General features: G+C 70.7%; 19 protein-coding genes. 18 read left to right on the top strand and 1 reads right to left on the bottom strand.

Features of this window, described 5'->3' with window-relative positions; genetic code table 11:
- The 11 genes from BL254_RS07350 (at nucleotide 1) to BL254_RS07300 (ending at nucleotide 14,681) form a co-directional block, all read left to right on the top strand.
- Complete coding sequence (locus tag BL254_RS07350) at nucleotides 1–945, top strand: bifunctional riboflavin kinase/FAD synthetase (RefSeq protein WP_076842884.1); 945 nt, start codon at nucleotides 1–3, stop codon at nucleotides 943–945.
- 158 nt (nucleotides 946–1,103) lie between these two features.
- On the top strand, nucleotides 1,104–1,373 hold the full coding sequence (gene rpsO / locus BL254_RS07345) for a 30S ribosomal protein S15 (RefSeq protein WP_013874795.1): 270 nt from the start codon (nucleotides 1,104–1,106) through the stop codon (nucleotides 1,371–1,373).
- A 214-nt stretch (nucleotides 1,374–1,587) separates the two neighbouring features.
- Nucleotides 1,588–3,789 carry a polyribonucleotide nucleotidyltransferase gene (locus tag BL254_RS07340; RefSeq protein WP_076842883.1) on the top strand — a complete coding sequence of 734 codons (2,202 nt, stop codon included), beginning with the start codon at nucleotides 1,588–1,590 and terminating at the stop codon, nucleotides 3,787–3,789.
- Between the two features lie 9 nt (nucleotides 3,790–3,798).
- Nucleotides 3,799–5,112 (top strand): pitrilysin family protein, encoded by a 1,314-nt coding sequence (locus tag BL254_RS07335; RefSeq protein ID WP_047221382.1) that lies wholly within the window; start codon nucleotides 3,799–3,801, stop codon nucleotides 5,110–5,112.
- Nucleotides 5,109–5,894 carry a 4-hydroxy-tetrahydrodipicolinate reductase gene (gene dapB / locus BL254_RS07330; RefSeq protein ID WP_076842882.1) on the top strand — a complete coding sequence of 262 codons (786 nt, stop codon included), beginning with the start codon at nucleotides 5,109–5,111 and terminating at the stop codon, nucleotides 5,892–5,894. The genes BL254_RS07335 and dapB overlap by 4 nt, the downstream gene beginning before the upstream one ends.
- A 10-nt stretch (nucleotides 5,895–5,904) precedes the next feature.
- Nucleotides 5,905–6,363 carry a hypothetical protein gene (locus BL254_RS07325; protein ID WP_013874791.1) on the top strand — a complete coding sequence of 153 codons (459 nt, stop codon included), beginning with the start codon at nucleotides 5,905–5,907 and terminating at the stop codon, nucleotides 6,361–6,363.
- Between the two features lie 18 nt (nucleotides 6,364–6,381).
- Nucleotides 6,382–8,088 carry an Hsp70 family protein gene (locus BL254_RS07320; protein WP_076842881.1) on the top strand — a complete coding sequence of 569 codons (1,707 nt, stop codon included), beginning with the start codon at nucleotides 6,382–6,384 and terminating at the stop codon, nucleotides 8,086–8,088.
- Between the two features lie 10 nt (nucleotides 8,089–8,098).
- Nucleotides 8,099–10,210, top strand: a complete 2,112-nt coding sequence (locus tag BL254_RS07315) for a hypothetical protein (protein ID WP_047221384.1) — start codon at nucleotides 8,099–8,101, stop codon at nucleotides 10,208–10,210.
- 186 nt (nucleotides 10,211–10,396) lie between these two features.
- Nucleotides 10,397–11,125 carry an FAD-dependent thymidylate synthase gene (gene thyX, locus BL254_RS07310; protein WP_076842924.1) on the top strand — a complete coding sequence of 243 codons (729 nt, stop codon included), beginning with the start codon at nucleotides 10,397–10,399 and terminating at the stop codon, nucleotides 11,123–11,125.
- 9 nt (nucleotides 11,126–11,134) lie between these two features.
- Entirely contained in the window at nucleotides 11,135–13,561 is a 2,427-nt protein-coding gene (locus BL254_RS07305; RefSeq protein WP_076842880.1) for a phosphoketolase, read from the top strand.
- 13 nt (nucleotides 13,562–13,574) lie between these two features.
- Complete coding sequence (locus BL254_RS07300) at nucleotides 13,575–14,681, top strand: acetate/propionate family kinase (protein ID WP_076842879.1); 1,107 nt, start codon at nucleotides 13,575–13,577, stop codon at nucleotides 14,679–14,681.
- On the opposite strand, the gene BL254_RS07295 is transcribed toward BL254_RS07300, so the two are convergent.
- Complete coding sequence (locus BL254_RS07295; RefSeq protein ID WP_076842878.1) at nucleotides 14,575–15,906, bottom strand: HNH endonuclease signature motif containing protein; 1,332 nt, start codon at nucleotides 15,904–15,906, stop codon at nucleotides 14,575–14,577. The two genes, BL254_RS07300 and BL254_RS07295, sit on opposite strands and share 107 nt — an antisense overlap.
- Nucleotides 15,907–16,702: 796 nt before the next feature.
- Between BL254_RS07295 and dapA the strand changes: the two genes are divergently transcribed.
- From dapA to BL254_RS07260, 7 genes are all read left to right on the top strand, one after another.
- Nucleotides 16,703–17,632, top strand: a complete 930-nt coding sequence (gene dapA, locus BL254_RS07290; protein WP_047221386.1) for a 4-hydroxy-tetrahydrodipicolinate synthase — start codon at nucleotides 16,703–16,705, stop codon at nucleotides 17,630–17,632.
- Nucleotides 17,629–19,314 carry a ribonuclease J gene (locus BL254_RS07285; RefSeq protein WP_076842876.1) on the top strand — a complete coding sequence of 562 codons (1,686 nt, stop codon included), beginning with the start codon at nucleotides 17,629–17,631 and terminating at the stop codon, nucleotides 19,312–19,314. The genes dapA and BL254_RS07285 overlap by 4 nt, the downstream gene beginning before the upstream one ends.
- Nucleotides 19,315–19,563: 249 nt before the next feature.
- A complete protein-coding gene (locus BL254_RS07280; RefSeq protein WP_083730906.1) occupies nucleotides 19,564–22,032 on the top strand; it encodes a DNA translocase FtsK in 2,469 nt (822 codons plus the stop codon).
- 95 nt (nucleotides 22,033–22,127) lie between these two features.
- Complete coding sequence (locus BL254_RS07275) at nucleotides 22,128–22,958, top strand: helix-turn-helix domain-containing protein (RefSeq protein WP_076842874.1); 831 nt, start codon at nucleotides 22,128–22,130, stop codon at nucleotides 22,956–22,958.
- 9 nt (nucleotides 22,959–22,967) lie between these two features.
- The gene (locus tag BL254_RS07270; RefSeq protein WP_047221389.1) at nucleotides 22,968–24,434 is read left to right on the top strand and encodes a MiaB/RimO family radical SAM methylthiotransferase; all 1,467 of its coding nucleotides are present in this window, start codon (nucleotides 22,968–22,970) and stop codon (nucleotides 24,432–24,434) included.
- Nucleotides 24,431–25,033, top strand: a complete 603-nt coding sequence (locus tag BL254_RS07265) for a CDP-alcohol phosphatidyltransferase family protein (RefSeq protein ID WP_076842873.1) — start codon at nucleotides 24,431–24,433, stop codon at nucleotides 25,031–25,033. The genes BL254_RS07270 and BL254_RS07265 overlap by 4 nt, the downstream gene beginning before the upstream one ends.
- Nucleotides 25,023–26,300, top strand: coding sequence for a competence/damage-inducible protein A (locus tag BL254_RS07260; protein WP_076842872.1), 1,278 nt, complete (start codon nucleotides 25,023–25,025; stop codon nucleotides 26,298–26,300). Before BL254_RS07265 ends, BL254_RS07260 begins: the two co-directional genes overlap by 11 nt.
- Nucleotides 26,301–26,323: the final 23 nt, after the last annotated feature.

Here is a 26,323-nt window from a genome sequence, read left to right as displayed (position 1 = left end):
GTGCAGTGGTGGCGTGAAGTGCGCAATACGCCGGACGACTGGCCCGGCGGTGTCGTGACGATCGGTTTTTTCGACGGCGTCCACCGCGGCCACCAGCAGATCATCACGCGTGCGGTCGAGCGGGGGCGCCAGGCCGGCGAGCCGGTGCTGGTGCTGACCTTCGATCCGCATCCGGCGGAGGTCATCAGTCCAGGTAGTCACCCACCGTTGCTGACCACTCCCGATTTCAAGATTGAACTGCTGGGTCGTCTGGGTGTCGACGCCGTGTGCGTGCAGTCGTTCACGCCCGAGTTCAGCCTGGTGTCGGCGGCGGACTTCGTCCACGACATGCTGCGGCCCCGGCTGCGGCCGAGCGTGGTGGTGGTGGGTGAGAACTTCACCTACGGCCACCGGGCGGAGGGGAACCTGGAGAGCCTGCGCCGCGCCGGCGAGACGGAGGGCTTCGCGGTGGAGGGCGTCCGGCTCGTGCGCGAGGACGACCATGTGCTCTCCTCCACCCATATCCGGGCTCGTATCGCCGAGGGTGACGTGGCGACGGCGGCGCGTGCGCTCGGCCGTGACCATCGGATCGAGGGGATCGTGGTGCACGGCGACGCGCGCGGGCGGACCATCGGATATCCGACAGCGAACCTGCTCACCACCCGGTATGCGGCGATACCGGCGGACGGTGTCTACGCCGGGTACGTGCTGCGCGCCGCCGAGCGTTGTCCGGCGGCGATCTCGATCGGGACGAACCCCACGTTCGACGGTGCAGACCGCCGGGTCGAGGCGTACCTGCTCGACTTCGATGGCGATCTCTACGGCGCCCAGCTGGCGTTCGAGTTCACCGAGCGGCTGCGTCCGACCCTGCGTTTCGACTCCGTGGGCGACCTGATCACCCAGATGGCCGCCGACGTGACCGCCACCCGCAAGATCACGGCGGCGGCGGGCCCGGGGCGCCGGTAGCCGCGGGACGCCGGTGGCCGCGGGACGCCGACAGACGCAGGTCGGGCAGTACCCGCTGGGTTGGTAAGCTTCGACACCAGACGAGCGCGGTGTGTCCGTCAGCCCGGGTGGGGAAGACCCCGGGCGCACATCCCGCCCGGTGACGAAAGAGGTTTCGCGTGCCGCTCGCGAGCGATGTCAAGCAGCAGATCCTGTCCGAGTACGCCACGGTCGAACGGGACACCGGCTCCCCCGAGGTGCAGGTGGCGATGCTCACCCGACGGATCAGCGACCTGACCGAGCACCTGAAGGTGCACAAGCACGACCACCACAGCCGTCGGGGCCTGCTGCTGCTGGTCGGGCGCAGGCGGCGGCTGTTGAACTACCTCGCCAAGACCGACATCAACCGGTACCGGTCGCTGATCGAGCGGCTCGGGCTGCGGCGGTAGCGGCGGAGGCGGGGATAGTGATGGGGAAGCGATGTCGTATGTGAGGCGATGTCGCTTCCATTGATATGACCGGGTCCGTGACGGTGCGAGCTGTCGGTCCTCGGTGGTGGTGTCCGGGTGGTGGGCCGTACGAGGTGGTCGTACGGCGAACCCGGGGGCTTCGACTGAGCGCCGGCCTCCTCGGCAAGACGGACCCGGCCGATGTGGAGGAGAAATGGTGCCAGTAGAAGACCAGACGATCTCGGCCGAGGCAGTCATCGACAACGGTGCCGCTGGCCAGCGGACCGTTCGTTTCGAGACGGGCCGGCTGGCCCGCCAGGCGGCCGGCTCGGCCGTCGCCTACCTGGGCGACACGATGGTGCTGTCCGCGACGACGGTCAGCAAGCAGCCCAAGGAGCAGCTCGACTTCTTCCCGCTGACGGTGGACGTCGAGGAGCGGATGTACGCCGCCGGGCGTATTCCCGGCTCGTTCTTCCGGCGGGAGGGGCGTCCCAGCGAGGACGCGATCCTGACCTGTCGCCTGATCGACCGCCCGTTGCGGCCGTCGTTCGTCAAGGGCCTGCGCAACGAGATCCAGATCGTGGCGACGGTGCTCGCCCTCGACCCGGACACGCTCTACGACGTGGTCGCGATCAACGCCRCCAGCGCGTCCACGACACTGGCCGGGCTGCCGTTCTCAGGCCCGATCGGGGCCACCCGGGTCGGCTACGTGGACGGGACCTGGATCGCCTTCCCGACCCACGCGGAGCTGGAGCGGGCCACCTTCGACATGGTCGTGGCCGGTCGCGTCCTCGACGACGACTCCGACATCGCGATCATGATGGTCGAGGCGGAGGCCACCGCGCACACGATCCCGCTGCTCGCCGCGGGCTCGCCCGCGCCGACCGAGGATGTCGTGGCCGCGGGCCTGGAGGCGGCCAAGCCCGCCATCCGGGAGCTGTGCCGGGCCCAGCGCGAACTGGCCGAGCGGGCGGCCAAGCCCACCCGCGACTTCCCGCTGTTCATCGACTACCACGATGACGTGCTGGAAGCGCTGTCGATAGCTGTCGGCGACGAGCTGGCCGCGGCCCTGCGCATCGCCGGCAAGCAGGAGCGGGAGACCGAGCTCGACCGGGTCCGCCTGCTGGCCGCGGAGAAGGTCGTGGGCCAGTTCGAGGGCCGGGAGAAGGAGATCGGGGCGGCCTACCGCGCCCTGACCAAGAAGCTGGTGCGCCAGCGCATCGTCGCCGACGGCGTCCGCATCGACGGGCRTGGGGTCACCGAGATCCGCGAGCTGTCGGCGGAGGTCGACTTCATCCCCCGAGTGCACGGCTCCGCCCTGTTCGAGCGGGGCGAGACCCAGATCCTCGGCGTGACCACCCTGGCCATGCTGAGGATGGAGCAGACGGTCGACACGCTCAACCCCGACCGCACCAAGCGCTACATGCACAACTACAACTTCCCGCCGTACTCCACCGGGGAGACCGGCCGGGTGGGCTCGCCGAAGCGGCGTGAGATCGGCCATGGCGCGCTGGCCGAGCGGGCGCTGCTGCCGGTGCTGCCCAGCCGGGAGGAGTTCCCGTACGCGATCCGGCAGGTCTCCGAGGCGCTGGGCTCCAACGGGTCGACCAGTATGGGATCGGTCTGCGCGAGCACGTTGTCGTTACTGAACGCCGGTGTTCCGCTCAAGGCCGCCGTCGCCGGGATCGCGATGGGACTGATCCACGAGGGTGACGATTTCGTCACGCTCACCGACATCCTCGGTGCCGAGGACGCCTACGGCGACATGGACTTCAAGGTCGCCGGGACGCGGGACTTCGTMACGGCCCTCCAGCTCGACACGAAGCTGGACGGCATTCCCGCCACCGTCCTCGCCGGCGCACTCCAGCAGGCCAAGGCCGCGCGGCTGGCGATCCTCGACGTCATGGCCGAGGCCATCGACGGGCCGGACGAGATGTCCACGCACGCGCCACGGGTCATCTCCGTCAAGATTCCGGTGGACAAGATCGGTGAGGTCATCGGCCCGAAGGGCAAGATGATCAATCAGATCCAGGCGGACAGCGGGGCCGAGATCACCGTCGAGGACGACGGCACCATCTACATCGGCGCGCAGGACGGCGTCTCCGCCGAGAGCGCCCGTTCGGCGATCAACGCGATCGCCAACCCCCAGCTCCCCGAGGTCGGGGAACGCTACCTGGGCACGATCGTCAAGATCACGACCTTCGGCGCGTTCGTCTCGCTGACCCCGGGCAAGGACGGGCTCCTCCACGTCAGCAAGCTCAAGCAGCTTTCCGGAGGGAAGCGGGTGGAGAAGGTGGAAGAGGTGGTACAGGTCGGCCAGAAGCTCCAGGTCGAGATCACCGACATCGACAGCCGCGGAAAGATCAGCCTGAGTCCCGTGGTCGAGGACGCCGACGGCGTCCCGGTCGGGGCCTGACCGCCGCCAGTGACCGACACGGCTGTTATCGGGGCGGGCGAGGAGCTGCTGTCCGGCACGGTCCGGCGGGTGGTGCTGCCCGGCGGACTGCGGGTGCTGACGGAGAAGGTCCCTGGGGTCCGCTCGGTCGCGATCGGGATCTGGGTCGGGGTGGGCTCTCGCGACGAGAGCCCACTGACGGCGGGCTGCTCCCACTACCTCGAACACCTGCTGTTCAAGGGCACCCCCTCCCGGGACGCGCTCACGATCAGCGCGGCGATCGAGGCGGTCGGCGGTGAGCTCAACGCCTTCACGACCAAGGAATACACCTGCTACTACGTGCGGGTGCTCGACAACGACCTCGCCGACGCGGTCGAGGTGCTCAGCGACATGGTGTCCCACTCGCTGATCACCGCCGACGACGTCGAGGCCGAACGCGGCGTGATCCTCGAGGAGATCGCCATGCACGACGACGACCCGAGCGACGTCGTGCACGACGTGTTCTCCGCGGCGCTGCTCGGTGACACCGAGCTGGGCCGCCCGGTGCTGGGCACGACCGAGTCCATCGAGAACCTTGAGCGCGACACCATCGCCGAGTACTACCGCTCCCGGTACACCCCCTCGGACATGGTGGTCGCGATCGCCGGCAACATCGACCACGAGCGGACGCTCGCACTCGTCACCTCGGCCTTCGCCGACCGGCTGGGCGGGCCGGGCGCCCCGGCGGCGGCGCGCGGCGGTTCCTACGCCTACCCCGACGCCGCGGGCGTGGTGGTCACCCGGCGTCCCACCGAGCAGGCGCACGTCGTGCTCGGCACCGTCGGGATGTCACGCCAGGACGACCGCCGGTTCGCTCTGGGGATCATGTCCTCGGCCCTCGGCGGGGGGATGAGCTCCCGGCTGTTCCAGGAGGTTCGGGAGAAGCGCGGGCTGGCCTACTCCGTCTACTCGTTCGCCTCCCACTTCGCCGACGCCGGGCTGTTCGGCGTGTACGCGGGATGCGCGCCCCGGCGGGCCGACGACGTGCTCGCCCTCTGCCGCGAGCAGCTCGAGCTGGTGGCGACGGTGGGCATCACCGACGAGGAGCTGGCCCGGGCCAAGGGCCAGAGCCGAGGCTCACTGGTGCTGGGTCTGGAGGACACCGGTTCGCGGATGAGCCGGATCGGCAAGAGCGAGCTCGTCCACGGCGAGCTGCTCTCCGTCGACGAGATACTCGCCCGGGTGGACGCGGTCACCCGCGACGACGTCCGAGCCGTCGCCGCCGAGCTGCTCACCCGTCCGCTCGCCCTGGGCGTGATCGGCCCGTTCGACGATCACGACTTCGCGCGTGTGGTCGCGGCATGACCGCCGTTTCCCCCGCCGCTGCCGCCCCCGTTGTCCCCGACCGCCTGAGGGTCGGTGTGCTCGGCGCCCGGGGCCGGATGGGCTCGACGGTCCGCGCCGCCGTCGAGGCCGCTGACGATCTTTCCCTGGTCGCCGCGATCGACGCCGGGGACGACCGCGACGCCCTGCGCGCCGCCCAGGTCGTCGTCGACTTCACCCGCCCCGACGCCGTCATGGACAACCTGCGCTGGTGCGTCGACGCCGGCCTGCACGTCGTCGTGGGCACCTCCGGCTTTGACGCGCAGCGGCTGGCCACCGTGCGCGGCTGGCTCGCCGACACCCCCGGAGTCGGGGTGCTGGTGGCCCCGAACTTCGGTGTCGCGGCGGTACTTATGATCCATTTTGCCGCCCAGGCGGCTCGCTTCTTCGAGTCCGTGGAGATCATCGAGTTGCACCATCCGGGCAAGCTCGACGCCCCCAGCGGGACGGCCGCCCACACCGCGGAGGCGATCGCGCAGGCCCGGGCCAAGGCCGGGCTGGACCCGGCGGGCCCGGACGCCACCTCGTCCGCGCTGGCCGGGGCGCGCGGCGCGCGGGTCGGCGGGGTGCCCGTCCACAGCATCCGGCTGTCCGGGCTCGTCGCGCACCAGGAGGTGYTCTTCGGCGGAGCCGGAGAGACGCTGACCCTGCGTCACGACTCGTTGGACCGAACCTCCTTCATGCCGGGTGTGCTGCTCGGCGTGCGGCGCACGCCCGGGCGGCCCGGCCTGACCGTGGGCCTCGAGGCCCTGCTCGAACTGTGAGGCCGCAGCGGTGAAAGCCCGTCAGGTAGTGGTCGTGCTGGTCGTCGCGGCGGTGTTCTACCTCGCCCTGATCGGCTGGCGGGGCGTCCAGCTGCTCACCGAGGACAGCTGGGCCGCGCGTGGGATGGGCGTGGGCGTCCTGCTGCTGCCCGTGGTGGGCGCGGCCGTCATCGTCCGGGAGCTGCAGTTCGGCCGGGCCGCCGAACGCCTGGGCCGCCTGCTGTCAGCGGAATCGGTCAGTTCCGCCGATGCCGCGACGCGGCTGCCGCGACGCCCCTCCGGCCGGATCGACCGTGCCGCCGCCGACGTGCTCTTCGAGACCCGGCGGGCCGAGACCGAAGCTGCCCCGCGGGACTGGCGGGCCTGGTACCGGCTCGCGGCGGCTTACGGTGACGCTGGGGACACCCGTCGGGGACGCCGTGCGATGCGCTACGCAATAGCTCTCGAACGTGCCGATTCCGCCGCGTGATCTCGATACGTTTCGGACATGAGCGCGGGCGTCGTCTACGGAATCGATCTCGGAACCACGTACAGCTGTGTTGCCCGGGTGGACCGGTCGGGGGAGCCGGAGGTGGTTCCGCTCTCCGACGGCGCCACCACGCTGCCGAGCGTCGTGCTGTTCGTCGGGCCGGACGACTACGTCACCGGTGAGCCCGCCCGCCGCCTCGCCCGCGCCCGTGCCGACGACGTGTGCGCACTGGTCAAACGCCGGATGGGCGACGGTGACTGGCGTTTCGTCAGCTCCGGCCGGGCCTGGTCGGCGCCGGCGGTCAGCAGCCTCATCCTGCGGGCGCTGGTCAGTGACGTGGCCTTCGCCGCCGGCGAGTCGGTCCGCGACGTCGTCATCACCGTCCCGGCCTACTTCGGTGACGAGGAGCGCCGCGCGACGGTGCTCGCCGGGCAGTACGCCGGCCTGACGGTCGTGGACGTCATCAACGAGCCGACCGCCGCCGCGCTGTCCTACGGCTTCGCCCGGTTCAACGCCGACCCCTCCGACGCGGGCCTCGGCGGGCGGGAGGAGCGCGAGGAGGTCGCGCTCGTCTACGATCTCGGCGGTGGCACCTTCGACGTGACCGTCGTCGAGCTCGCAGACCGCCGGGTCTCGGTGGTCGCGGTCGACGGCGATCACCAGCTCGGCGGGGCCGACTGGGACGAGAAGATCGCGCTGCACCTGTCCCGGCAGTTCCTCGACGCCCATCCCGACGCCGAGGACCCGCTCGACGACTCCGAGGCCGCCCAGGCGCTGCTGCTGGCGGCCGAACAGGCCAAGCGCGAGCTCAGCGACCGGACGCGGACAACGGTCCGGGTGGAACACGACGGGCACGCGCTGACGGTGCCGTTCTCCCGGGACGACCTGGAGCGGCTGACCGCCGGCCTGCTGGAGCGGACCGTGACGCTGGCCCGCTCCGTCCTGGCCGCGGCCCGGGCCCGCGGGGTCACCCGGCTGGACCGGGCGCTGCTCGTCGGCGGATCGTCCAGGATGCCGGCGGTGGCCCGCCGGCTGGCCGCCGAACTCGGCGTACCGGTGGAGCTGCGCGACCCCGACCTCGCGGTCGCCAAGGGCGCGGCCCTCTACGGGGAGAAGAAGGCCATCGAGCGGCTGGTGCTGGCCGACCTGGTGTCCCGGGGGCAGATCCTCGACGGCGCCCAGCCCGACACCGCCGCGCCCGAGGATCTCGCCGCTGCCTGCCGGCGCCTGGCGGAGGCGTTCGGGCTGACCGCCGAGAGGGTCCGCCGCACCGTCGAGGTGCAGGTGGTCAACGTGGTCTCCCGCGGGTTCGGCGTGCTCGCGCTCGACCGTTTCGGCGAACGCTCCGCGGTGTTCCTCGTCCACCGCAACGACCGGCTGCCGATAGCGGTCAGGCGTAGTTTCGGCACCGTTCGTGACGATCAGGATGTTGTCACGGTTCACGTGGTGGAACAGGGCGGTGGTGTCGAGTCGACCCGGGTCGACGACGTTAAGATCATCGCACAGGCGGACATCACCGGGATCCCCCCGGGCTTCCCGGCCGGGACGCCCATCGAGATCACCTTCCGGATGGGCTTCGACGGCATCCTGGAGGTGACCGCGCTGCACGAGGGGCTGGCCGATCGTCCCCTGACCGTGCGGGTGGAGACCAGTGCGGCGCTCAGCCAGGCCGACGTCGCCCGGGAACGGGACGCGGTGGCCCGGTTGCGCCGTCGGGAGGGCTGAAGGAGCGGGCGTGGAGGAATTCCAGCCTAACGACTACCGCAAGCGGGTCCTCGCCGCCGTCCAGGCCCGTGGTGGGGTCGGGCAGTCCGACCCCTTCGAGCTGTACGACATCCCGCTGGCGGAGGTCGACCGGCTCACCGACGCCGACGTCGCCGCCCGCGTCGACCAGGTGTGGGCCTTCTGGCAGAAGTCCCGGGACCATCCCAAGTACCGGGGCCTGGTGCTCGCCCTGCTGGCCGCGCACGGCCAGGTCGGCCAGGAACTGCTCGACGCGCGGCGCCGCGGCCTGCTCGCCGAGCGGGTCCGCCGCGAACGCGACGACCGGGACGGGCAGCGCTTCGCCGACCTCGACGCCGCCGTGGCCCGGCTGGTGCAGCGCTTCGGCGGCCTGCCCGAGGACAAGCTCGCCGGCCTGCGGCAGCTCGCCGCCGAGCGCGGCATCGACGCCGACGCCTTCGCCCTGCGGGTGCGCCGGTACAAGGTGTTGCCCGCCGGGACGCCGGCGCGTCCCGACCGTCCCGCCGTCGACCCCGACCTGCTCCGGCAGGTACGCGCCGACCTCGACGAGCTCGGCCGGCTGTCCGGGGAGACCCCGCCGACGAGCCTGCTCACCCTGCTCGGCCTGCCGCCCGACGCCGAACGGGACGAGATCCGCCAGGCCCGGGACGAGTTCGCCGCCCGCAACCGCGAACGCCGTCCGGACCGCCGCCGCGCACTCGTGGACGACCTGCTGGCCGCGGTCACCGCCCTGCTCGTCGACGCCGACCCGGCGCTGTACCTGGACGCCCTGGCAGCCGACGTGACCGCCCGGCTGCGGCCGGCGGTGGCCGCGGCGGTGCTGGTCGAGGACGCCCTCACCCCGCGGCACTACACGGCCTTCCTCGCCGAGGCCGAGGAGCACGGCCTCGACCGGGGTCGGGCCGAGGCCGTGCTCGCCGAGCTCGCCCGCGAACACGGCGTCGACGTGCCGGACGTCCCCGCCCGGGCCCGGCCGACCCGGTTGGCCCGGCCAAGCCAGCCGCTCCGGCCAGCCCAGCGGCCCCAGCAGTCCCGAACCGCGCCGTCCCGGGCCACGCAGTGGCTGGAGCCGCTGGCCAGGGCCCGGGCCGCGCTGCGGGCGGGCCGTCCGGTCGAGGCCCACGAGCAGGTCGCCGAGGCCCGGGAACGGGCCGGGGAGCTGCTGCCCGCGATCCGGGCCGTCGCCGACGAGGTCGAGCAGGTGATCCGCGAGGCCGGGTCGCGGTGGCGGCAGGTCGAGGCGGCGGTGTCCGGCCGTAACCTGCGGACCGCCGCCCGGCTGCTCGACGAACTCGCCCGCGACGCCGCTGACGTGCCCGGCCGGGACGGGCGCAGCGTCGCCGAGGAGATCGCGACTGTCCGTGAGCAGCTCGTGCGCGCCGACGAGATGGTCGCCGCCGCCGGCCGCAGCCACGGCGCGCAGCGGGAGAGCCTGCTGCTGGAGGCGCTGGAGATCGTCGCCGACCATCAGGCCGCCCGCGACGCCCTTGCCGTCACCGGGGTGGCGCCACCGACGCGGGTACGGGCCCGGCGTGCCGGCCGCGCCGTGGTGGTCACCTGGCAGCCGTCGCCGTCGGCGGGCACGATCAGGTACCGCGTGCTGCGGATCGGGCCGGACGGCGCCTCCCGCGCGGTCGGTGTCACCCAGGTCACCAGCATCGAGGACGGCGGGGTCGGCCCGGACGCGCCGATCCCGGCCTACGAGGTGCTCGCCGGCCGGTCCGGGCTGTGGTCAGCCCCCGCCCGCTCAGACGCGGCCCAGCCCGCTTCCGATCCCGTGTCCGTCGTCCTGACCGCCGCGGACCGCCTCGCGCCCGCGGCCGGCCTGCACCTCGCCGGTGACCTGCTGCGCTGGACCTGGCCGCCGGGCTGCACCGAGATGATGGTCGTCTGGCGCGCCGACGCGCCGGCCCACACGGCGGACGACCCGGCGGCGCATCGCCGTAAGGTCACCAACGCCAGGTACGACGTGGATGGCGGCGTCCCGGTACCGGCCGAACGGCCGCTGCACCTGGCGGTGTTCGGCTGCGTGCGCGACGGCGGGCGGCTGCTGGTCGCCAGCGTCTGCCCGCCGTCGGCCCGCCTGTGGGCGGCCGGGGGTTGACGGGGGGCGGGAAACCCCCGACCGCCAGGGACGATCGACTGGGGGATGACCGTCGATCCTGGTCTATCACGGTCCGGCGCCGTCCAGAATCATCGCGGTGCGTTACTGTTACCGAGACGGCGGGTCGGTGCCATAGGTTGCCATAGGTCCGGTCCGGGCCAGATGGCCGCAGGTTACGGTATGGGCATGCGTGTCCAGATCATTGCTCAGACGCAGTTCGTCCCACCGGACGACGTCGACTGGAGCACCGATGCCGACGGTGGCCAGGCACTGGCGGAGTTCGCCGGCCGGGCCTGTTACCAGAGCTGGTCGAAACCGAACCCCGCCACGGCCACGAATGCCGGCTACCTGCGCCACATCCTCGACGTCGGGCATCTGTCCGTGCTCGAGYACGCGACGGTGAGCGTGTACATCACCGGGGTCTCCCGGAGCCTGACCCACGAGCTGGTGCGCCACCGGCACTTCTCCTACAGTCAGCTTTCCCAGCGTTACGTACCGGAGCGGGACGCCGCCGTGATCGAGCCGGACGTCATCGCTGAGGACCCACGGTTGCACGAACTGTTCACCGAGGCCGCCGCCGCCTCGCTGGAGGCCTACGGCAAGCTCCTCGAGGGGCTGGAGAAGCGGTTCGCCGACGTGGCGACACCGACATCCCGGCGCAAGCTCGCCCGGCAGGCCGCCCGGTCGGTGCTGCCCAACGCCACCGAGACCCGGATCGTGGTGACCGGGAACTACCGGGCCTGGCGTCACTTCATCGCGATGCGGGCGAGCGAGGCGGCCGACGTCGAGATCCGCGCCCTGGCGGTGGCGGTGCTGCGTGAGCTCCAGCGACTCGCGCCGAATGTCTTCGGCGACTTCCAGGTGACCGCTCTGGACGACGGAACCGAGGTTGCGTCGAGCCCRCTCGCCGACTGAGGTGGATGCATGACCAGCAGCCTTCTCACCACTGCCACAGGGCCGCTGTCACCGGGGCCGCTGTCACCGGACGAGCTGCGGCGCATCCACGCCTACTGGCGCGCGGCGAACTACCTGTCGGTCGGTCAGATCTACCTGCTCGACAACCCCCTGCTGCGGGAGCCTCTGCGGGCCGAGCACGTCAAGCCCCGTCTGCTCGGCCACTGGGGCACCACGCCGGGACTCAACCTGATCTACGCGCACATGAACCGCGTGATCAGGGCGAACGACCTGAACGCGATCTACGTCATCGGYCCGGGTCACGGTGGCCCCGGCATCGTCGCGAACGCCTACCTGGAGGGCACGTACTCCGAGGTCTATCCCTCCATCACCCGGGACGCCGCCGGGCTGCGCAGGCTGTTCCGCCAGTTCTCCTTCCCCGGCGGTATCCCCAGCCACGTGGCGCCGGAGATCCCCGGCTCGATCCACGAGGGCGGGGAACTCGGCTACGCCCTCACCCATGCCTTCGGCGCCGCGTTCGACAACCCTGACCTGCTGGTCTGCGCGGTCGTCGGGGACGGGGAGGCCGAGACCGGCCCGCTGGCGGCGAGCTGGCACTCGAACAAGTTCCTCGACCCGGTCCGTGACGGCGCGGTGCTGCCGATCCTCCACCTGAACGGCTACAAGATCGCTCAGCCGACCGTGCTCGCGCGCATCCCGCAGGCCGAGCTCGACCAGCTGATGCGCGGCTACGGCTACCAGCCGTTCCACGTCACCGGGGATGATCCCGAGCAGGTCCATCAGCGCCTCGCCGCCGTCCTGGACACCGTCGTCGCCGAGATCGCCCGGATTCAGCGGCAGGCGCGGGCGCACGGCGACCCGTCCCGCCCGCCGTGGCCCATGATCGTCCTTCGTACCCCGAAGGGCTGGACCGGCCCGAGCGTCGTCGACGGCGCACAGGTCGAGGGCACGTGGCGATCCCATCAGGTGCCGGTCGCGCAGATCCACGACAACCCCGAGCACCTGGCGGAGCTGGAGCGGTGGCTGCACAGCTACCGGCCCGAGGAGCTCTTCGACGCCGACGGCCGCCTGGTCGCCGAGCTCACCGGCCTCGCGCCGTCGGGCAACCGGCGGATGAGCGCGAACCCGCATRCCAACGGCGGCGAGCTGCTGCGTGACCTCGCCCTGCCCGACTTCCGCGACTACGCCGTGGAGGTCGCCAACCCGGCCACGACGTTCAGTGAGGCGACAAGGGTCCTCGGCGGCTTCCTGCGGGACGTGATGACGGYGAACCCGACGACGTTCCGGGTCATGGGCCCGGACGAGACCGCCTCCAACCGTCTCGGCGCGCTGTTCCAGACGACGTCCCGGGCCTGGAACGCGCAGATCGTCGACGGCGACGACGACCTCGCGCCGAACGGCCGGGTCATGGAGGTGCTCTCGGAGCATCTGTGCCAGGGCTGGCTGGAGGGGTATCTCCTCACCGGCCGGCACGGGTTCTTCTCCTGCTACGAGGCGTTCATCCACATCGTCGACTCGATGGTGAACCAGCACGCGAAGTGGTTGAAGACGACCCGCCACATCCCGTGGCGGCGTCCGATCGCGTCGCTGAACTACCTGCTCACCAGCCATGTCTGGCGGCAGGACCACAACGGCTTCTCCCACCAGGACCCGGGCTTCATCGACCATGTGGTCAACAAGAAGGCGGAGATAATCCGGGTGTACCTCCCGCCGGACGCGAACACGTTGCTGTCCGTCRCCGACCACTGCCTGCGCGGCCGGCACTACATCAACGTCATCGTGGCGGGCAAGCAGCCGGCGCTGAACTACCTGCCGATGGACGCGGYGATCGCCCACTGCACCCGGGGCATCGGCATCTGGGACTGGGCCAGCAACGACCACGGACCCGCCAGCCGCTCCGAGCACGCAGCCGGCGACGGCATGCCCGACGTGGTCATGGCCTGCGCCGGCGACATCCCGACCCTGGAGACCCTGGCCGCGGTCGACATCCTGCGGCGCCACTTCCCCGACCTGAAGGTGCGCGTCGTCAACATCGTCGATCTGATGTGCCTCCAGCCTGACAGCGAGCAYCCACACGGGATCTCCAACGCCCGTTTCGACGCGTTGTTCACCGCCGACCGACCGGTGATCTTCGCTTATCACGGCTACCCGTGGCTGATCCACCGGCTGACCTACCGGCGGACCAACCACACGAACATCCATGTCCGCGGCTACATCGAGGAGGGCACGACCACCACGCCGTTCGACATGGTGATGATGAACAACCTCGACCGGTTCCACCTGGTGATCGACGTGATCGACCGGGTGCCGTCGCTGGGTGCGCGCGCCGCGCACGTCCGGCAGGACATGGTGGACGCCCGGATCGCGGCCCGCACGTACACCCGCGACTTCGGCACGGACATGCCCGAGATCTCCAACTGGACCTGGCCCTACTAGACGGCCCAGCAGCGTGAACATCCTCGTGGTCAACGCCGGTTCGTCCAGCCTGAAACTGCGTCTCCTCGGGCCGGGGGACGCTCTGCTGGCCGCGGTCGACCTTCGCGCGCGGGAAGGCCGACCGAACCCGGACGAGGTCACCGCCGCGATCACAGACCTGGCTCGGCTCGGCGAGCTCGGCGCGGTCGGGCACCGGATCGTGCACGGTGGAACAGCGTTCACCGACCCGGTGGTCGTCACCGACCGGGTGGTCAAGGAGCTACGCTCGCTCGCCGTACTGGCTCCCCTGCACCAGCCGGCGGCGCTGGCCGCGCTGGCCGAGGTACGGACCGCGGCACCCGGCATCACCCAGGTCGCCTGCTTCGACACCTCCTTCCATGCCCGGATACCACCGGCCGCGGCCACCTACGCGGTTCCGGCCGACTGGCGGGACCGTCTCGGCGTGCGCCGCTACGGCTTCCACGGGCTGTCCCACGCGTATGCGTCCCGCCGGGCGGCTGCGCTGACCAGCGGGCGGCGGGTGGTGACCTGCCATCTGGGCTCGGGCGCGTCGCTGGCAGCCGTCCGCGACGGCGTCAGCATCGACACCACCATGGGGTTCACCCCACTGGAGGGGCTGGTCATGGCGACCCGTTCCGGCACGATCGACCCGGGCCTGCTGCTGTGGCTGCAGACGTCGGCCGGCCTGTCCGCCGACGAGCTCACCGAGGCGTTGTTCCACCGCTCGGGCCTGGCCGCCCTGGCCGGCACCCCGGACATGCGTACGGTCGTCAACCGCGCCGTCACCGGTGAGGCCGCATCCTCCCTGGCGCTGGCGGTGTACCTCCACCGACTGCGCGCGCAGATCGCCGCGATGGCGGCGGCTCTCGGCGGGCTGGACACGCTGGTCTTCACCGGTGGGGTGGGAGAGCGCTCCGCGACAGTACGAGCCGGCGCCACGGACAGGCTGGGTTTTCTCGGTGTGGGCATCGACCCGGAGCGTAACGTCGCTCATGCAGACGGCGATCATGACATCACCGCTGCCGGCTCGCCGGCCCGGACGCTCGTTGTCGAGGCCCGCGAGGACCTGGAGATCGCCCGGAGTGTCCGCGTGTGCCTTGCCGGGCAGCTCCCGCGTTGAGGAGCGCGGTGACCGACTCCTGGAGGCGCAGTGATTCCCCGGCCCACCGCCCGCTGATGGCACCGGGGGCGACGGATGCGGCCGCGTTCCGCAGATGGCGCAGAGGCTCGGTGCCTGCGTTGAGGGGATGCTGATGGGGGATCACGGTGCCGTCGGGGCGCCGTACGGTGACACCGTGGTCCGGGCTGATGGCGAGGGTGAGTCCCGCCTCGTGGACGGCATGGTGATGGAACGAGCAGAGCAGAACGAGGTTGTCGAGATCCGTTCTGCCGCCGTCGGCCCAGTGGACGGCGTGATGAGCGTGCAGCCAATGGGTGTGGTCACAGCCGGGGTACCGGCAGGTGCCTCGGTCACGGGCCTCCAGCAGGCGCCGGAGGGTCTGGGGAACGGTGCGGCGGCGGCGCCCGGCGTTCGGGATGGCGACACCTGCGTCGTAGGCGAGCCGACGAACAGTTTCCGGATGTACCGCGACACCCGGTTCGACGTCRCTGCGGGACTGGTGCTCACGGTCGCCGTCGGTGAGCAGATTCGCGTCGATATGGACGTTCACGGTGTAGCGGGCGGGGTCGGCCAGCGTGGGTGCCCTGCTGGTGAGGAAACCGCCGGCGACCGCGGTGAGAGCGTCGGCGTTCGTGGCCCGGTCCCGAGGCATGCCAGGCGCGTGGCCGGTGTGGGCCGCGTCGAGGGCATTGACGAACAGGGCGCCGTCCTCGGGGGTCAGCCGGGCATGGATGATCAGGCTGCCGTCGTCGTCCCACCGCCACGAGCAGGACCGGCGGGCGTGTCGGTCGATCACCTGACCCAGCCCGTCACGGCCATGCAGACGACCGTATGCGGCGACGAGCCGGTCAAGCTGACTGGCCGTGGCATGTTCGGCCTGACGGACCCATTCGGCCTCGCTGCCGACGTCGGTGACCCGACTGATGGCGCGGACCTTGGCGTAGGACAACCGACCGCTCGCGAAGGCGTCGCGCAGTGCGGGGAGCTGTTCGAGAGCGTGCCCGACGCGGAGGTGTTCATAGCCGGTGCGCAGGCTGGTCCCGCACTTCCACGACAGCCAGTGTGCGCAGGAGCGGATCCCCACCCCTGCCCAGCCCTCGCGGCGGTCGAACGCGGCCAGCGCCAACAGCCAGGCGCACCTCGCGGCTGAGATCCGTCCGGCCCAGGAGCAGATTTCCGCTTCGAGCTGGTGGAGGGGGGCATGCTCCACATCGATATCGAACATAGGTTCGATGCTAGACCCATATTGTCTGGCCTGCAAGGAATCGTCTGTTCTGTGCAGGATTGTGAGGTGGGGCCGGCGGGGCCGAAGCCCGAGGCGCGAGGCGGTCACGTCCAGGCGCGGGGTCGAAGGTCGGGTTCGCGTCCCGGGGTGCCGTGGGGCCTTCGGCAGGGGAATGATCATTCAGGAAGGAGGGGTGCGTTCCGCGGAACACRGTCGAGACGACAGTGACGGCCACGGCTGCGACAGGTGGTTGTGRCAGTCGGATGAGAGGTAGGGCGGGCGGAAGCCGGTGACAGCCAGGCTGCGGACGCGGTGGAGGTCCGGCTGTGTTCGGCTGGCGCGTGCTGTCGCGGCTGGCGGGCGTTACTGGACGTTGCTGCGTCTGTCGGCTGCTGGCTCTGTTGGCGGAGTAGACTGATCGCTCGCAGGCGCGGACCGGCCGGCCCGGGAACGGGCCGATGAGGAAACGGGCCAGCGAGGAACAGGATGGTCACCATGCCGAAGAACCAGGGTCGAGGGGTGGCCGTCCGCTCCTGGCGTCCCGGTGGTCCGCGATGCCTCGTCCAGCTTGGCCGGAACATGCCGCGAGCATCCGGCGCCCCGGGGTCGGGCGCGCTGTCGGAGCGCCGTCGCCAGGATGCCGGTCGCGCTGGGTAGCGGCTATCGTCGAAGCTTCCTGGCCGTCGTCGGCATTCCGGCCGTCTCATGTGTGGCGGACTCATGTGCGTCCGAGGTGCCGTCACGTGCCGTGCCGGGCGTTGCCCGACAAGGCACCATGAGAACTAAGGTGACCGGCATGTCAGTGTTGTCCCGAGCGCCCTTCGGTCGCATGATTACAGCAATGATCACTCCGTTCACCGCGGACGGTGAACTTGATCTTAAAGGTGCCGCGGCACTCGCGGAGTATCTGGTAGACGTCGGCAACGACGGTCTGGTTGTCAACGGGACGACAGGGGAATCGCCGACCACCTCGGACGCGGAAAAAGAAGAGCTGCTCAGGACGGTGGTGGAGTCCGTCGGCACCCGGGCGAAGGTGATTGCCGGTGTGGGCACCAACGACACTCGGCACACGGTGGAACTGGCCGTGGCGGCGCAGAAGGCCGGCGCGCATGGGCTGCTGGTGGTCAGYCCTTATTACAGCAAGCCTCCACAGGCCGGGCTTGCGGCGCACTTCCGTACGGTCGCGGACGCTACTGGCCTACCTGTCATGATCTATGATATACCTGGCCGTACCGGTGTGCCGGTGGCAACGGATACGCTGGTACATCTGGCTGACCATCCACGGATCGTGGCTGTCAAGGACGCCAAGGACGATCTTGGCGCGTCGTCGTGGGTCCTTGCTCGAACAGAACTTGCGTACTACTCCGGTACGGACATTCTCAACCTCCCGCTCCTGGCGGTGGGGGCCGTGGGGGTCGTAAGCGTCGTCGGGCATGTCGCCACCGCCCGGATCCGTTCGATGATCGATGCTTTCGACGCAGGTGACGCCGTTCGTGCCCGTTCACTACACCTGAGTCTGCTTCCGGCGTACGAAGGCATGTTCAGGAACCAAGGTGTGATCATGACAAAAGCTGCTCTTCACATAGCTGGGCTGCCCGCTGGGGGAGTCCGGCCGCCGCTGGTGGATGCCACCGAGCAGGAACGCGAGCGACTCAGGGCCGACCTGGCCGCGGCCGGAATCGACCTGTCCGCGGACGTGGCCACGGCGACGGTGGGTTCCGCGTGAGCCATCCCCACCCCGGGCTGGGAACACCGCCACCGCTTCCGCCGGACGGGCTGCGCATCGTCGCGCTCGGGGGTCTCGGCGAGATCGGGCGCAACATGACCGTGTTCGAGTTCGACGGCCGGCTGCTCGTCGTCGACTGCGGAGTGCTCTTCCCCGAGAGTGACCAGCCCGGCGTCGACCTCATTCTCCCCGACTTCACCGCCATCCGGGACAGGTTGGACGCCATCGAGGCGGTCGTGCTCACCCACGCACACGAGGACCACATCGGCGCCATCCCCTACCTGCTGCGCGAACGTGCCGACATCCCGCTGGTCGGCTCCCGGCTGACGCTCGCGCTGACCGTGGCCAAGCTCGCCGAGCACCRCATCACCCCGGTCACCGTCGAGGTGCGGGAGGGGCAGGTCCACAGTTTCGGCCCGTTCGGCTGTGAGTTCTTCGCGGTCAACCATTCCATCCCGGACGYCCTGGCTGTCGCGATCCGCACGCCGGCCGGTCTGGTGCTGCACACCGGCGACTTCAAGATGGACCAGCTTCCCCTCGACGGCAGGCTGACCGATCTGGGCGGTTTCGCCCGGCTCGGCCGAGAGGGTGTCGATCTTCTGCTGTCCGACTCCACCAACGCCGAGGTGCCAGGCTTCGTGACCTCGGAGCGGGAGATCGCTCCCGTCCTCGACGGTGTGTTCCGGGGAGCGAACAAGAGAATCATCGTCGCGTGTTTCGCCAGTCATGTGCACCGTGTGCAGCAGGTTCTTGACGCGGCGGAGGCTCATGGTCGCTCGGTGTGCTTCGTGGGACGCTCGATGGTGCGCAACATGGGGGTGGCCCGTGACCTGGGGCTGCTGCGGGTCGCGCCGGGCCTCATGGTCGACATGCGTGACATCGCTTCGCTGCCCGATCGCAACGTCTGCCTGGTCTCGACCGGTTCCCAGGGCGAGCCGTTGTCGGCCCTGTCCCGGATGGCCAACCGTGACCACGCGATCCGGATCGAGGCCGGCGACACGGTCGTGCTCGCCTCCAGTCTGATCCCGGGCAACGAGAACGCGGTCCATCGGGTGATCAATGGGCTGACCCGCTGGGGGGCGAAGGTCGTTCACAAGGGCGTGGCCAAGGTGCACACCTCCGGGCACGCGCCGGCCGGCGAGCTCCTGTACGTCCTCAACGCCACCCGCCCGTCCAACGTCATGCCGGTACACGGCGAGTGGCGTCATCTGCGTGCGCATGGCGCGCTCGCCGAGGCGACCGGTGTGCCCGCGGACAGGATCGTGCTCGCCGACGACGGCATGGTCGTCGACCTGGTCGACGGGCAGGCGAACATCACCGGCGTCGTCCCGTGCGGCTACGTCTACGTCGACGGGCTCGCCGTCGGCGATGTCGGCGAGTCGAGCCTGAAGGATCGTCGCATCCTGGGCGATGAGGGCTTCATCACGATCACGGTTGTGGTCGACGCCGCGTCGGGGAAGGTCGTGGGCGGCCCCGAGCTGTCGGCCCGGGGGTTCTCCGACGCCCGCGRGGCATTCGAGCAGGTACGCGGCCTGGTGTCCGAGGTGTTGGYCGAGTCGATGCGTTCTGGCATGGTGGACGTCGCCGCGTTGCAGCAGCTGGTGCGCCGCACGGTCGGACGCTGGGTGAGTGACACCTACCGGCGCCGTCCGATGATCGTGCCGGTGGTTGTCGAGGTCTGAGGCGACGCGCCCGGAAGGTCGGGGTTGCCGGATGTCGTGGCCGAAGACCGGTACCGTCCTGGAGTGGCCACACGGGCGAGTGGTACGCGGACGCGTGCCCAGAGCGGGAGGTCTCCCTCCCGCTCGGCGCCTGYGCGACGTCCACCGGCCGCGGGCAAGGCGTCGAGCGGAAAGCAGACAGCGAGCAGGCCCCGGCCGAAGGCCAGCCCCGCGAAGGCCGGTACGGGCAGATCACGCCCTCCCTTCACCGTGGTCGCCGCCCAAGCCGCGATCCGGCTGGTGGTCCGGGCCTGGCAGGCCGCGGCCGCGCTGTTGGGCGGGATGGGCCGCCGGATCGGTCGGGGCGCCCGTGACCTGCGTATCGACGAGGCGCACCGGCGGGACGGCGCGGGGCTTGCCACGCTTGGCGCGACCGCGCTCACCCTGGCTGCGGTCTGGTTTCATGCCGGTGGGCCGGTGGGCCGTGTTGTCGCAGGCCTGTTGCACTTCCTGGTCGGCGCGGGCGCGGTGGCGCTTCCGCTGTTCGGCCTCGGCGCGACCTGGCGGCTGATCCGCAGCCCGAGCGATCCGGACAGCCGTGGCCGGGTGCTGATCGGCTGGACCGCTTTCGCGGYGGGTGCGCTGGGGCTGGTGCACGTCGCGCACGGGGTGCCTGATTTCGGCGCCGGTACCGCCGCGATCGAGCGGGCGGGGGGGCTGGCCGGGTTCCTGGTCAGTTCGCCGCTGTCCAGCGCTGTCACCGCGTACCTGGCGGTGCCTCTGCTGGTCCTGGTGAGCGTGTTCGGCATACTCGTGATCACCAAGACCCCGATTCACACGATCCCCGACCGACTGCGCGAGCTGCGGGACAGGGTCATGGCCGGTTACCAGCGCGGGGAGGACCGTGGAGGTCGCCGGGACCGGGACCGGGGTCGGGACCGGGACCGGGACCGGGGTCGCCGAAACGAGCCGGCCACCGGCAGCCCGGCGCAGGATCGGTTCCGCGGGTCACTGGTGGAGGACCTGCTCGGCATCCCTGCCTCCCATCCGCTGCCGGATCCGGATGTGTTCGACATCGACGCGACAGGGGATGCCGGGCCGCCGGTGGCGGACGAACCGGCGCCGGCGCCCCGGGCCGGCGGACGGCGGGTCCCGAAGACGCGGGGACGCGGACCAGGGCCCGAGCCGCCGTCCGAGCCGGTACAGATGCGTCTGCCCGATCCGTCCGAGGTGGAGCACTTCGTCGCTCCCGGCCTGAGCGGTATGGCGGAAAGTGGCTATGTTCTGCCGTCGCCGACCTTGTTGCAGCAGGGTACGCCGCCGAAGGTGCGGTCGGCTGCGACGGATGCGGTGATCGGTTCGTTGACGGACGTCTTCGCGCAGTTCCGGGTGGATGCCAGGGTGACGGGTTTCACTCGGGGGCCGACGGTGACCCGGTACGAGATCGAGTTGGGTGCGGCGGTGAAGGTCGAGCGGATCATCCAGCTCACCAAGAACATCGCGTAYGCGGTGAAGAGCCCGGATGTGCGGATCATCAGTCCGATCCCGGGGAAGAGCGCGGTCGGGATCGAGATCCCGAACACCGACCGGGAGCTGGTTTCGCTCGGGGACGTGTTGCGCAGTGAGGAGGCGACCGGGAACCCGCATCCGCTGCTGGTCGGTCTGGGTAAGGACATCGAGGGCGGCTATGTGGTCGCGAACCTCGCGAAGATGCCGCACATCCTGATCGCCGGGGCGACCGGGGCGGGGAAGTCGACCTGTATCAACACGCTGATCACGAGTGTGTTGGCGCGGGCCACGCCGGATCAGGTGCGGCTGGTGCTGGTGGATCCCAAGCGGGTGGAGTTGACGAGCTATCAGGGGATTCCGCATCTGATCACGCCGATCATCACGAGTCCGAAGAAGGCCGCGGACGCGTTGGAGTGGGTGGTCAAGGAGATGGAGAACCGTTACGAGGATCTGGCCGCGTGCGGGGTGCGGCACGTCGATGACTTCAATCGCAAGGTGCGGGCGGGGCAGATCGTGGCGCCGGCGGGGTCGGAGCGGGTGTACGCGCCGTATCCGTACATTCTGACGATCGTGGACGAGTTGGCGGACCTGATGATGGTGGCGCCGCGGGATGTCGAGGACTCGATCTCGCGGATCACGGCGATGGCGCGGGCGGTGGGGATTCATCTGGTGTTGGCGACGCAGCGGCCGTCGGTGGACGTGGTGACCGGGTTGATCAAGGCGAATGTGCCGTCGCGGTTGGCGTTCGCGACGTCGTCGTTGGCGGACAGCCGGGTGATCCTGGATCAGGCGGGGGCGGAGAAGCTCGTCGGTCTCGGGGATGCGTTGTTCCTGCCGATGGGGGCGGGGAAGCCGGCGCGGATCCAGGGGGCGTTCGTTTCCGAGGAGGAGATCGCCGCGATCGTCGCTCATACCCGGGAGCAGGCGGCGCCGGCGTTTCGGGCGGATGTGTTCGAGGGTGCCGCCGAGTCCAGGAAGGAGATCGACGAGGACATCGGGGATGATCTGCAGTTGTTCGTGCAGGCGGTTGAGTTGGTGGTGTCGACCCAGTTCGGGTCGACCTCGATGCTTCAGCGCAAGTTGCGAGTCGGGTTCGCCAAGGCTGGCCGTCTGATGGACCTGATGGAAAGYCGTGGCATCGTTGGTCCCAGCGAGGGGTCGAAGGCCCGGGACGTGCTGGTCATGCCGGACGAACTTGAAGGACTCCTGGTAACTCTACGCAATGACTAGTGACGTCCACGGCGATCATCGGAGTGTGCTTTCGGCGACTGGCCAACCACCGTAGACTCGCCAGTACTGCCGATCCGACCGGGCGGAGGGTGGCTATGCAGTCCACTGACCCGACGGTGTCCGCAGGCAGCCCGCCTCCTGAGGGAGTGGGTGCGGCGCTCGCGACCGCCCGGGTCAGACAGGGCCTGTCGATCTTGGACATCAGCGAGCGGACCCGTGTGCGCGCCGCGCTGATCGAGCAGATAGAGGTTGACGATTTCACCAGCTGTGGTGGTTCGGTGTATGCGCGTGGCCACATCCGCAGCATCGCCCGCACCCTGGGGATCGATCCCGCGCCGCTGATCTCCGAGTTCGACCGGCGGCACGGCCGGTCGACCGGGCCGCAGCCGCTCCCGTCGCGGCCGGTCGATCCGTTGATCCCGCACGGGGCGGTAGCCCGTCGGGGGTTCCCCTGGGCACCCGCGGTGATCGTCGCGCTGGTAGCGGTCTGTGTCCTGGCCGCTCTCGCCGTCTTTGTCCCGGACGACTCCGGCGGTGCGCTGCGCGGCCCAACCGATGTCCGGGCGGCCGCCACGGTCCCGCCGGCGACGCCGGGAGCCGGCGCGTCCGCCGCACCCGTGCGGTCCGCGACGCCCGCGCCGAGCGGGGTGAACGTCGAGGTGGCGGTACGGGACGAGCCGAGCTGGCTGGAGATGCGGGACGAGGCACAGCGGGTCCTGTTGCAGCAGCTCCTGCAGCCCGGCGACAGCCGTCTGGTGAAGGCGGCCCGTTCCATGGAGATCAAAATCGGCAATGCCGGATCGGTGGCGGTCTTCTGCAACGGGCGGGATCTGGGACTGGGGGGCAGCCCCGGCCAGGTCCTCACCGTACGTGTGGGTCTGGGTGCGTCGGGAGACTGTGCCATTGGTAACCCGGCATCCCGGTAGCCTGACGTCGTGCCCGATCGTCCCGTTCGCCGTGTCGCGCTGATCACACTGGGCTGTGCCCGCAACGACGTGGACTCCGAGGAGCTCGCGGCGCGGCTCGGGGGGGATGGCTGGGCCGTGGTCGACGATCCGGCCACCGCCGACGCCGTGGTGGTCAACACCTGCGGTTTCGTCGACGTCGCCAAGAAGGACTCGATCGACACGCTGCTCGCCGCCGCCGATCTGCGCGACGCCGCCACGGACGCCGGGGGCCCGAAGGCCGTGGTCGCAGTCGGCTGCCTGGCCGAGCGGTACGGCCGGCAGCTCGCCGACAGTCTGCCGGAGGCCGACGCCGTCCTCGGTTTCGACGCCTACCCGACGCTCGGCAGCCATCTGGACGCGGTGCTGCGTGGCGAGAAACCCGCGGCGCACACTCCGCGTGACCGGCGGACCCTGCTGCCGATCACACCGGTCGACCGCCAGGCGGAGCGGACGGGACGGGCGGAGCGGACCGGGCCCGCCTCCGGCCCGCCGGTCCTGCGCCAGCGCCTGCTCGGGGGACCTGTCGCGTCGTTGAAGATTTCCAGTGGTTGTGACCGGCGCTGCGCGTTCTGCGCGATCCCCACGTTCCGCGGGGCACACGTCTCCCGGCCACCGCAGGACGTCCTCGCCGAGGCCGAGTGGCTCGCCGGCCAGGGCGTGCGGGAACTCGTCCTGGTCAGCGAGAACTCGACCTCCTACGGCAAGGACCTCGGGGACCTGCGGGCGCTGGAGAAACTGCTGCCCCAACTGGCCGCGATCACCGGTGTGGTCCGGGTCAGAGCGGTGTACCTGCAGCCCGCCGAGGTACGCCCGTCCCTGCTGGAGACGGTGCTGACGACTCCGGGAGTCGCCCCCTACCTCGATCTGTCGTTCCAGCACGCCAGTCCGTCGGTGCTGCGGCGGATGCGCCGTTTCGGTGGCGCGGACGCCTTCCTCGATCTGCTGGCGCGGGCCCGCGCGCTGGCCCCGGACGTCGGCGCCCGCTCGAACGTGATCGTCGGCTTCCCGGGCGAGACCCGGGCGGACGTCGCGCTGCTGGAGCGCTTCCTCACCGACGCCGACCTCGACGCAGTCGGGGTCTTCGGATACTCCGACGAGGACGGGACCGAGGCGGCCACCCTGCCCGGCAAGGTCACGCCGGCCACGGTACGCCGGCGCCAGGCGCGCGTGACCGACCTGGTCGAGCAATTGACCGCCGCCCGCGCGCAGCAGCGACTCTCCTCGGTCGTCGAGGTCCTGGTGGAGGAGGTCGACGGTGGGCTGGCACATGGACGGGCCGCGCACCAGCAGCCCGAGGTCGACGGAGCGTGCACGGTCCGCCTGCCAGCGGCCGAGGCCGCGCGGGTGCGGGTGGGCGATCTGGTGAGTGCGAAGGTGGTCGCGTCCGAAGGGGTGGACCTGGTCGCCGAGCTCCTCAACATCGTCGACCCTGTGACAGTCGACCCTGTGGCATGAGCGGGGCCGCCGTCAGCCGGCTGAATCTTGCCAACGCGCTCACCGTCGGGCGGGTCGCRCTCGTCCCGGTGTTCGTGGTGTTCATGTTCGCCGGTGGGCAGGACGGTTCCGACTGGCGGGTGGCGGCGTTCGCCGTCTACGYGCTCGCGGCGGTCACCGACCAGGTCGACGGATATGTCGCCCGCAGCCGCGGGATCGTCACGGATTTCGGGATCATCCTCGATCCGATCGCGGACAAGGCTCTCACCGGCGCCGCGCTGCTGTCCCTGTCGCTGCTCGATGACCTACCGTGGCTGGTGACGGTGGTCGTCGCGGTCCGGGAGGTCGGGGTCACCCTGCTGCGGTTACGGATGATCCGCTACGAGGTGATGGCACCCAGCCGCGGGGGCAAGCTGAAGACCCTGCTGCTCAACTGCGCGATCGGTCTCTACGTGCTCCCGCTGGAAGGGATCGCCGCCTCCGCGCGGGCGGTCGTTCTCGCCGCCGGGGTGCTGGTGGCGGTGGTCACCGGTCTTGACTATGTGGGACGGGCGGTGGCCCTGCGACGGCAGGCGACGCGGCCGGTTCCCGCGATCTCCGAGGAGAGCGATGCGGGCTGAACTGCTGGCAGTGGGTGACGAGCTGCTGTTCGGGGACATCGTCAATGGCAACGCGGCGTGGCTCGGGCGGCAGCTTGCCGACGTGGGCGTGCGGCTGACGATGTCGACGGTGGTGGGCGACAACGTCGAAACGATCGCGGCCGGGATCCGGGCGGCGCTGGGCCGCGCGGACGCGGTCATCCTCACCGGCGGGCTCGGGCCGACCCAGGACGATCTGACCCGGGAGGGGATCGCCCTGGCGGCCGGCGTGGCCCTGCGCCGGGATCCCTTCCTCGAGGCGTCCTTACGCCGCTGGTTCCAGGCGCTGCGGCGGGACGCGCCGGGCGGTACGGGCCGGGGGGCGCCGGAGATGAACTACCGGCAGGCGGATCTTCCCGAGGGCGCCGAACCGCTGCCGAACGAGGTCGGCACCGCCCCCGGCGTCCGTCTGGAAACAGCCGGTGGCGTGGTGTACGCCCTGCCTGGCGTCCCCAACGAGATGTACGCGATGTTCACCGGGTCGGTCCTGCCGGATCTGCTGCGCCGGGCCGGGGAGCCGGCGGTCGTGGTGCACCGGGTCCTGCGCACCGCCGGGATCTGGGAGTCGGCGGTGGCCCAGGCGCTGGCCGGCGAGGTCGAGCGGCTCGCCCCGGTCGGAAACCCGACAATTGCCTTTCTGGCCAGCGGCGGGCAGACCCGGGTGCGGGTCAGCGCCCGCGCCACCGACCGGGCCGAGGCCCACCGGCTCATCGAGCCGGTGGAGAAGGCGGCCCGCGACGCGCTCGGGATCGCGCTCTACGGCGTCGACGACGATTCGCTGGAGGGGACCGTCCTGCGGCTGCTCGCCGAGCGCGGTGAGACGCTCGCCGTCGCCGAGTCGATGACCGGTGGGCTGCTCGCCGGCCGGCTCACCGACGTCGCCGGTGCCAGCGCGGTGCTGCGCGGCGGGGTGGTCTCCTACGCCACCGAGGCCAAGCGGGACGTGCTCGGGGTCGACCCGGACGTGCTGGCGACGTCCGGCGCGGTGTCCCCGGAGGCGGCGGCGGCGATGGCCGCGGGCGTACGGGACCTGCTGGGGGCGAGCAACGGGCTGGCGGTGACCGGGGTGGCCGGTYCCGACGAGCAGGAGGGCAAGCCCGTCGGGACGCTGCACATCGGTATGGTTGGTGCCTTCGGCACGCTGACGAGGTCCCTGCGCCTCCCCGGTGACCGTCGTACGAACCGTATCTATGCGGTCGTCCAGGCGTTGGACGCTCTTCGGCGTACCCTGACTGTTCATACTTGTTGACTGGGATGAACCGCCGGACGCGT

Origin of the sequence: Protofrankia sp. BMG5.30, assembly GCF_001983005.1 — a bacterium.
GTDB classification, from domain to species: Bacteria; Actinomycetota; Actinomycetes; order Frankiales; family Frankiaceae; genus Protofrankia; species Protofrankia coriariae.
The sequence above is the reverse complement of the archived record's forward strand: the minus strand, read 5'-3'. Positions and strand labels throughout refer to the sequence as shown.

Coding starts and splice junctions, on each gene's coding strand:
- BL254_RS07275 (WP_076842874.1), top strand. CDS start 22,128: ATGCAGTCCACTGACCCGACGGTGTCCGCAGGCAGCCCGCCTCCTGAG.
- BL254_RS07320 (WP_076842881.1), top strand. CDS start 6,382: ATGAGCGCGGGCGTCGTCTACGGAATCGATCTCGGAACCACGTACAGC.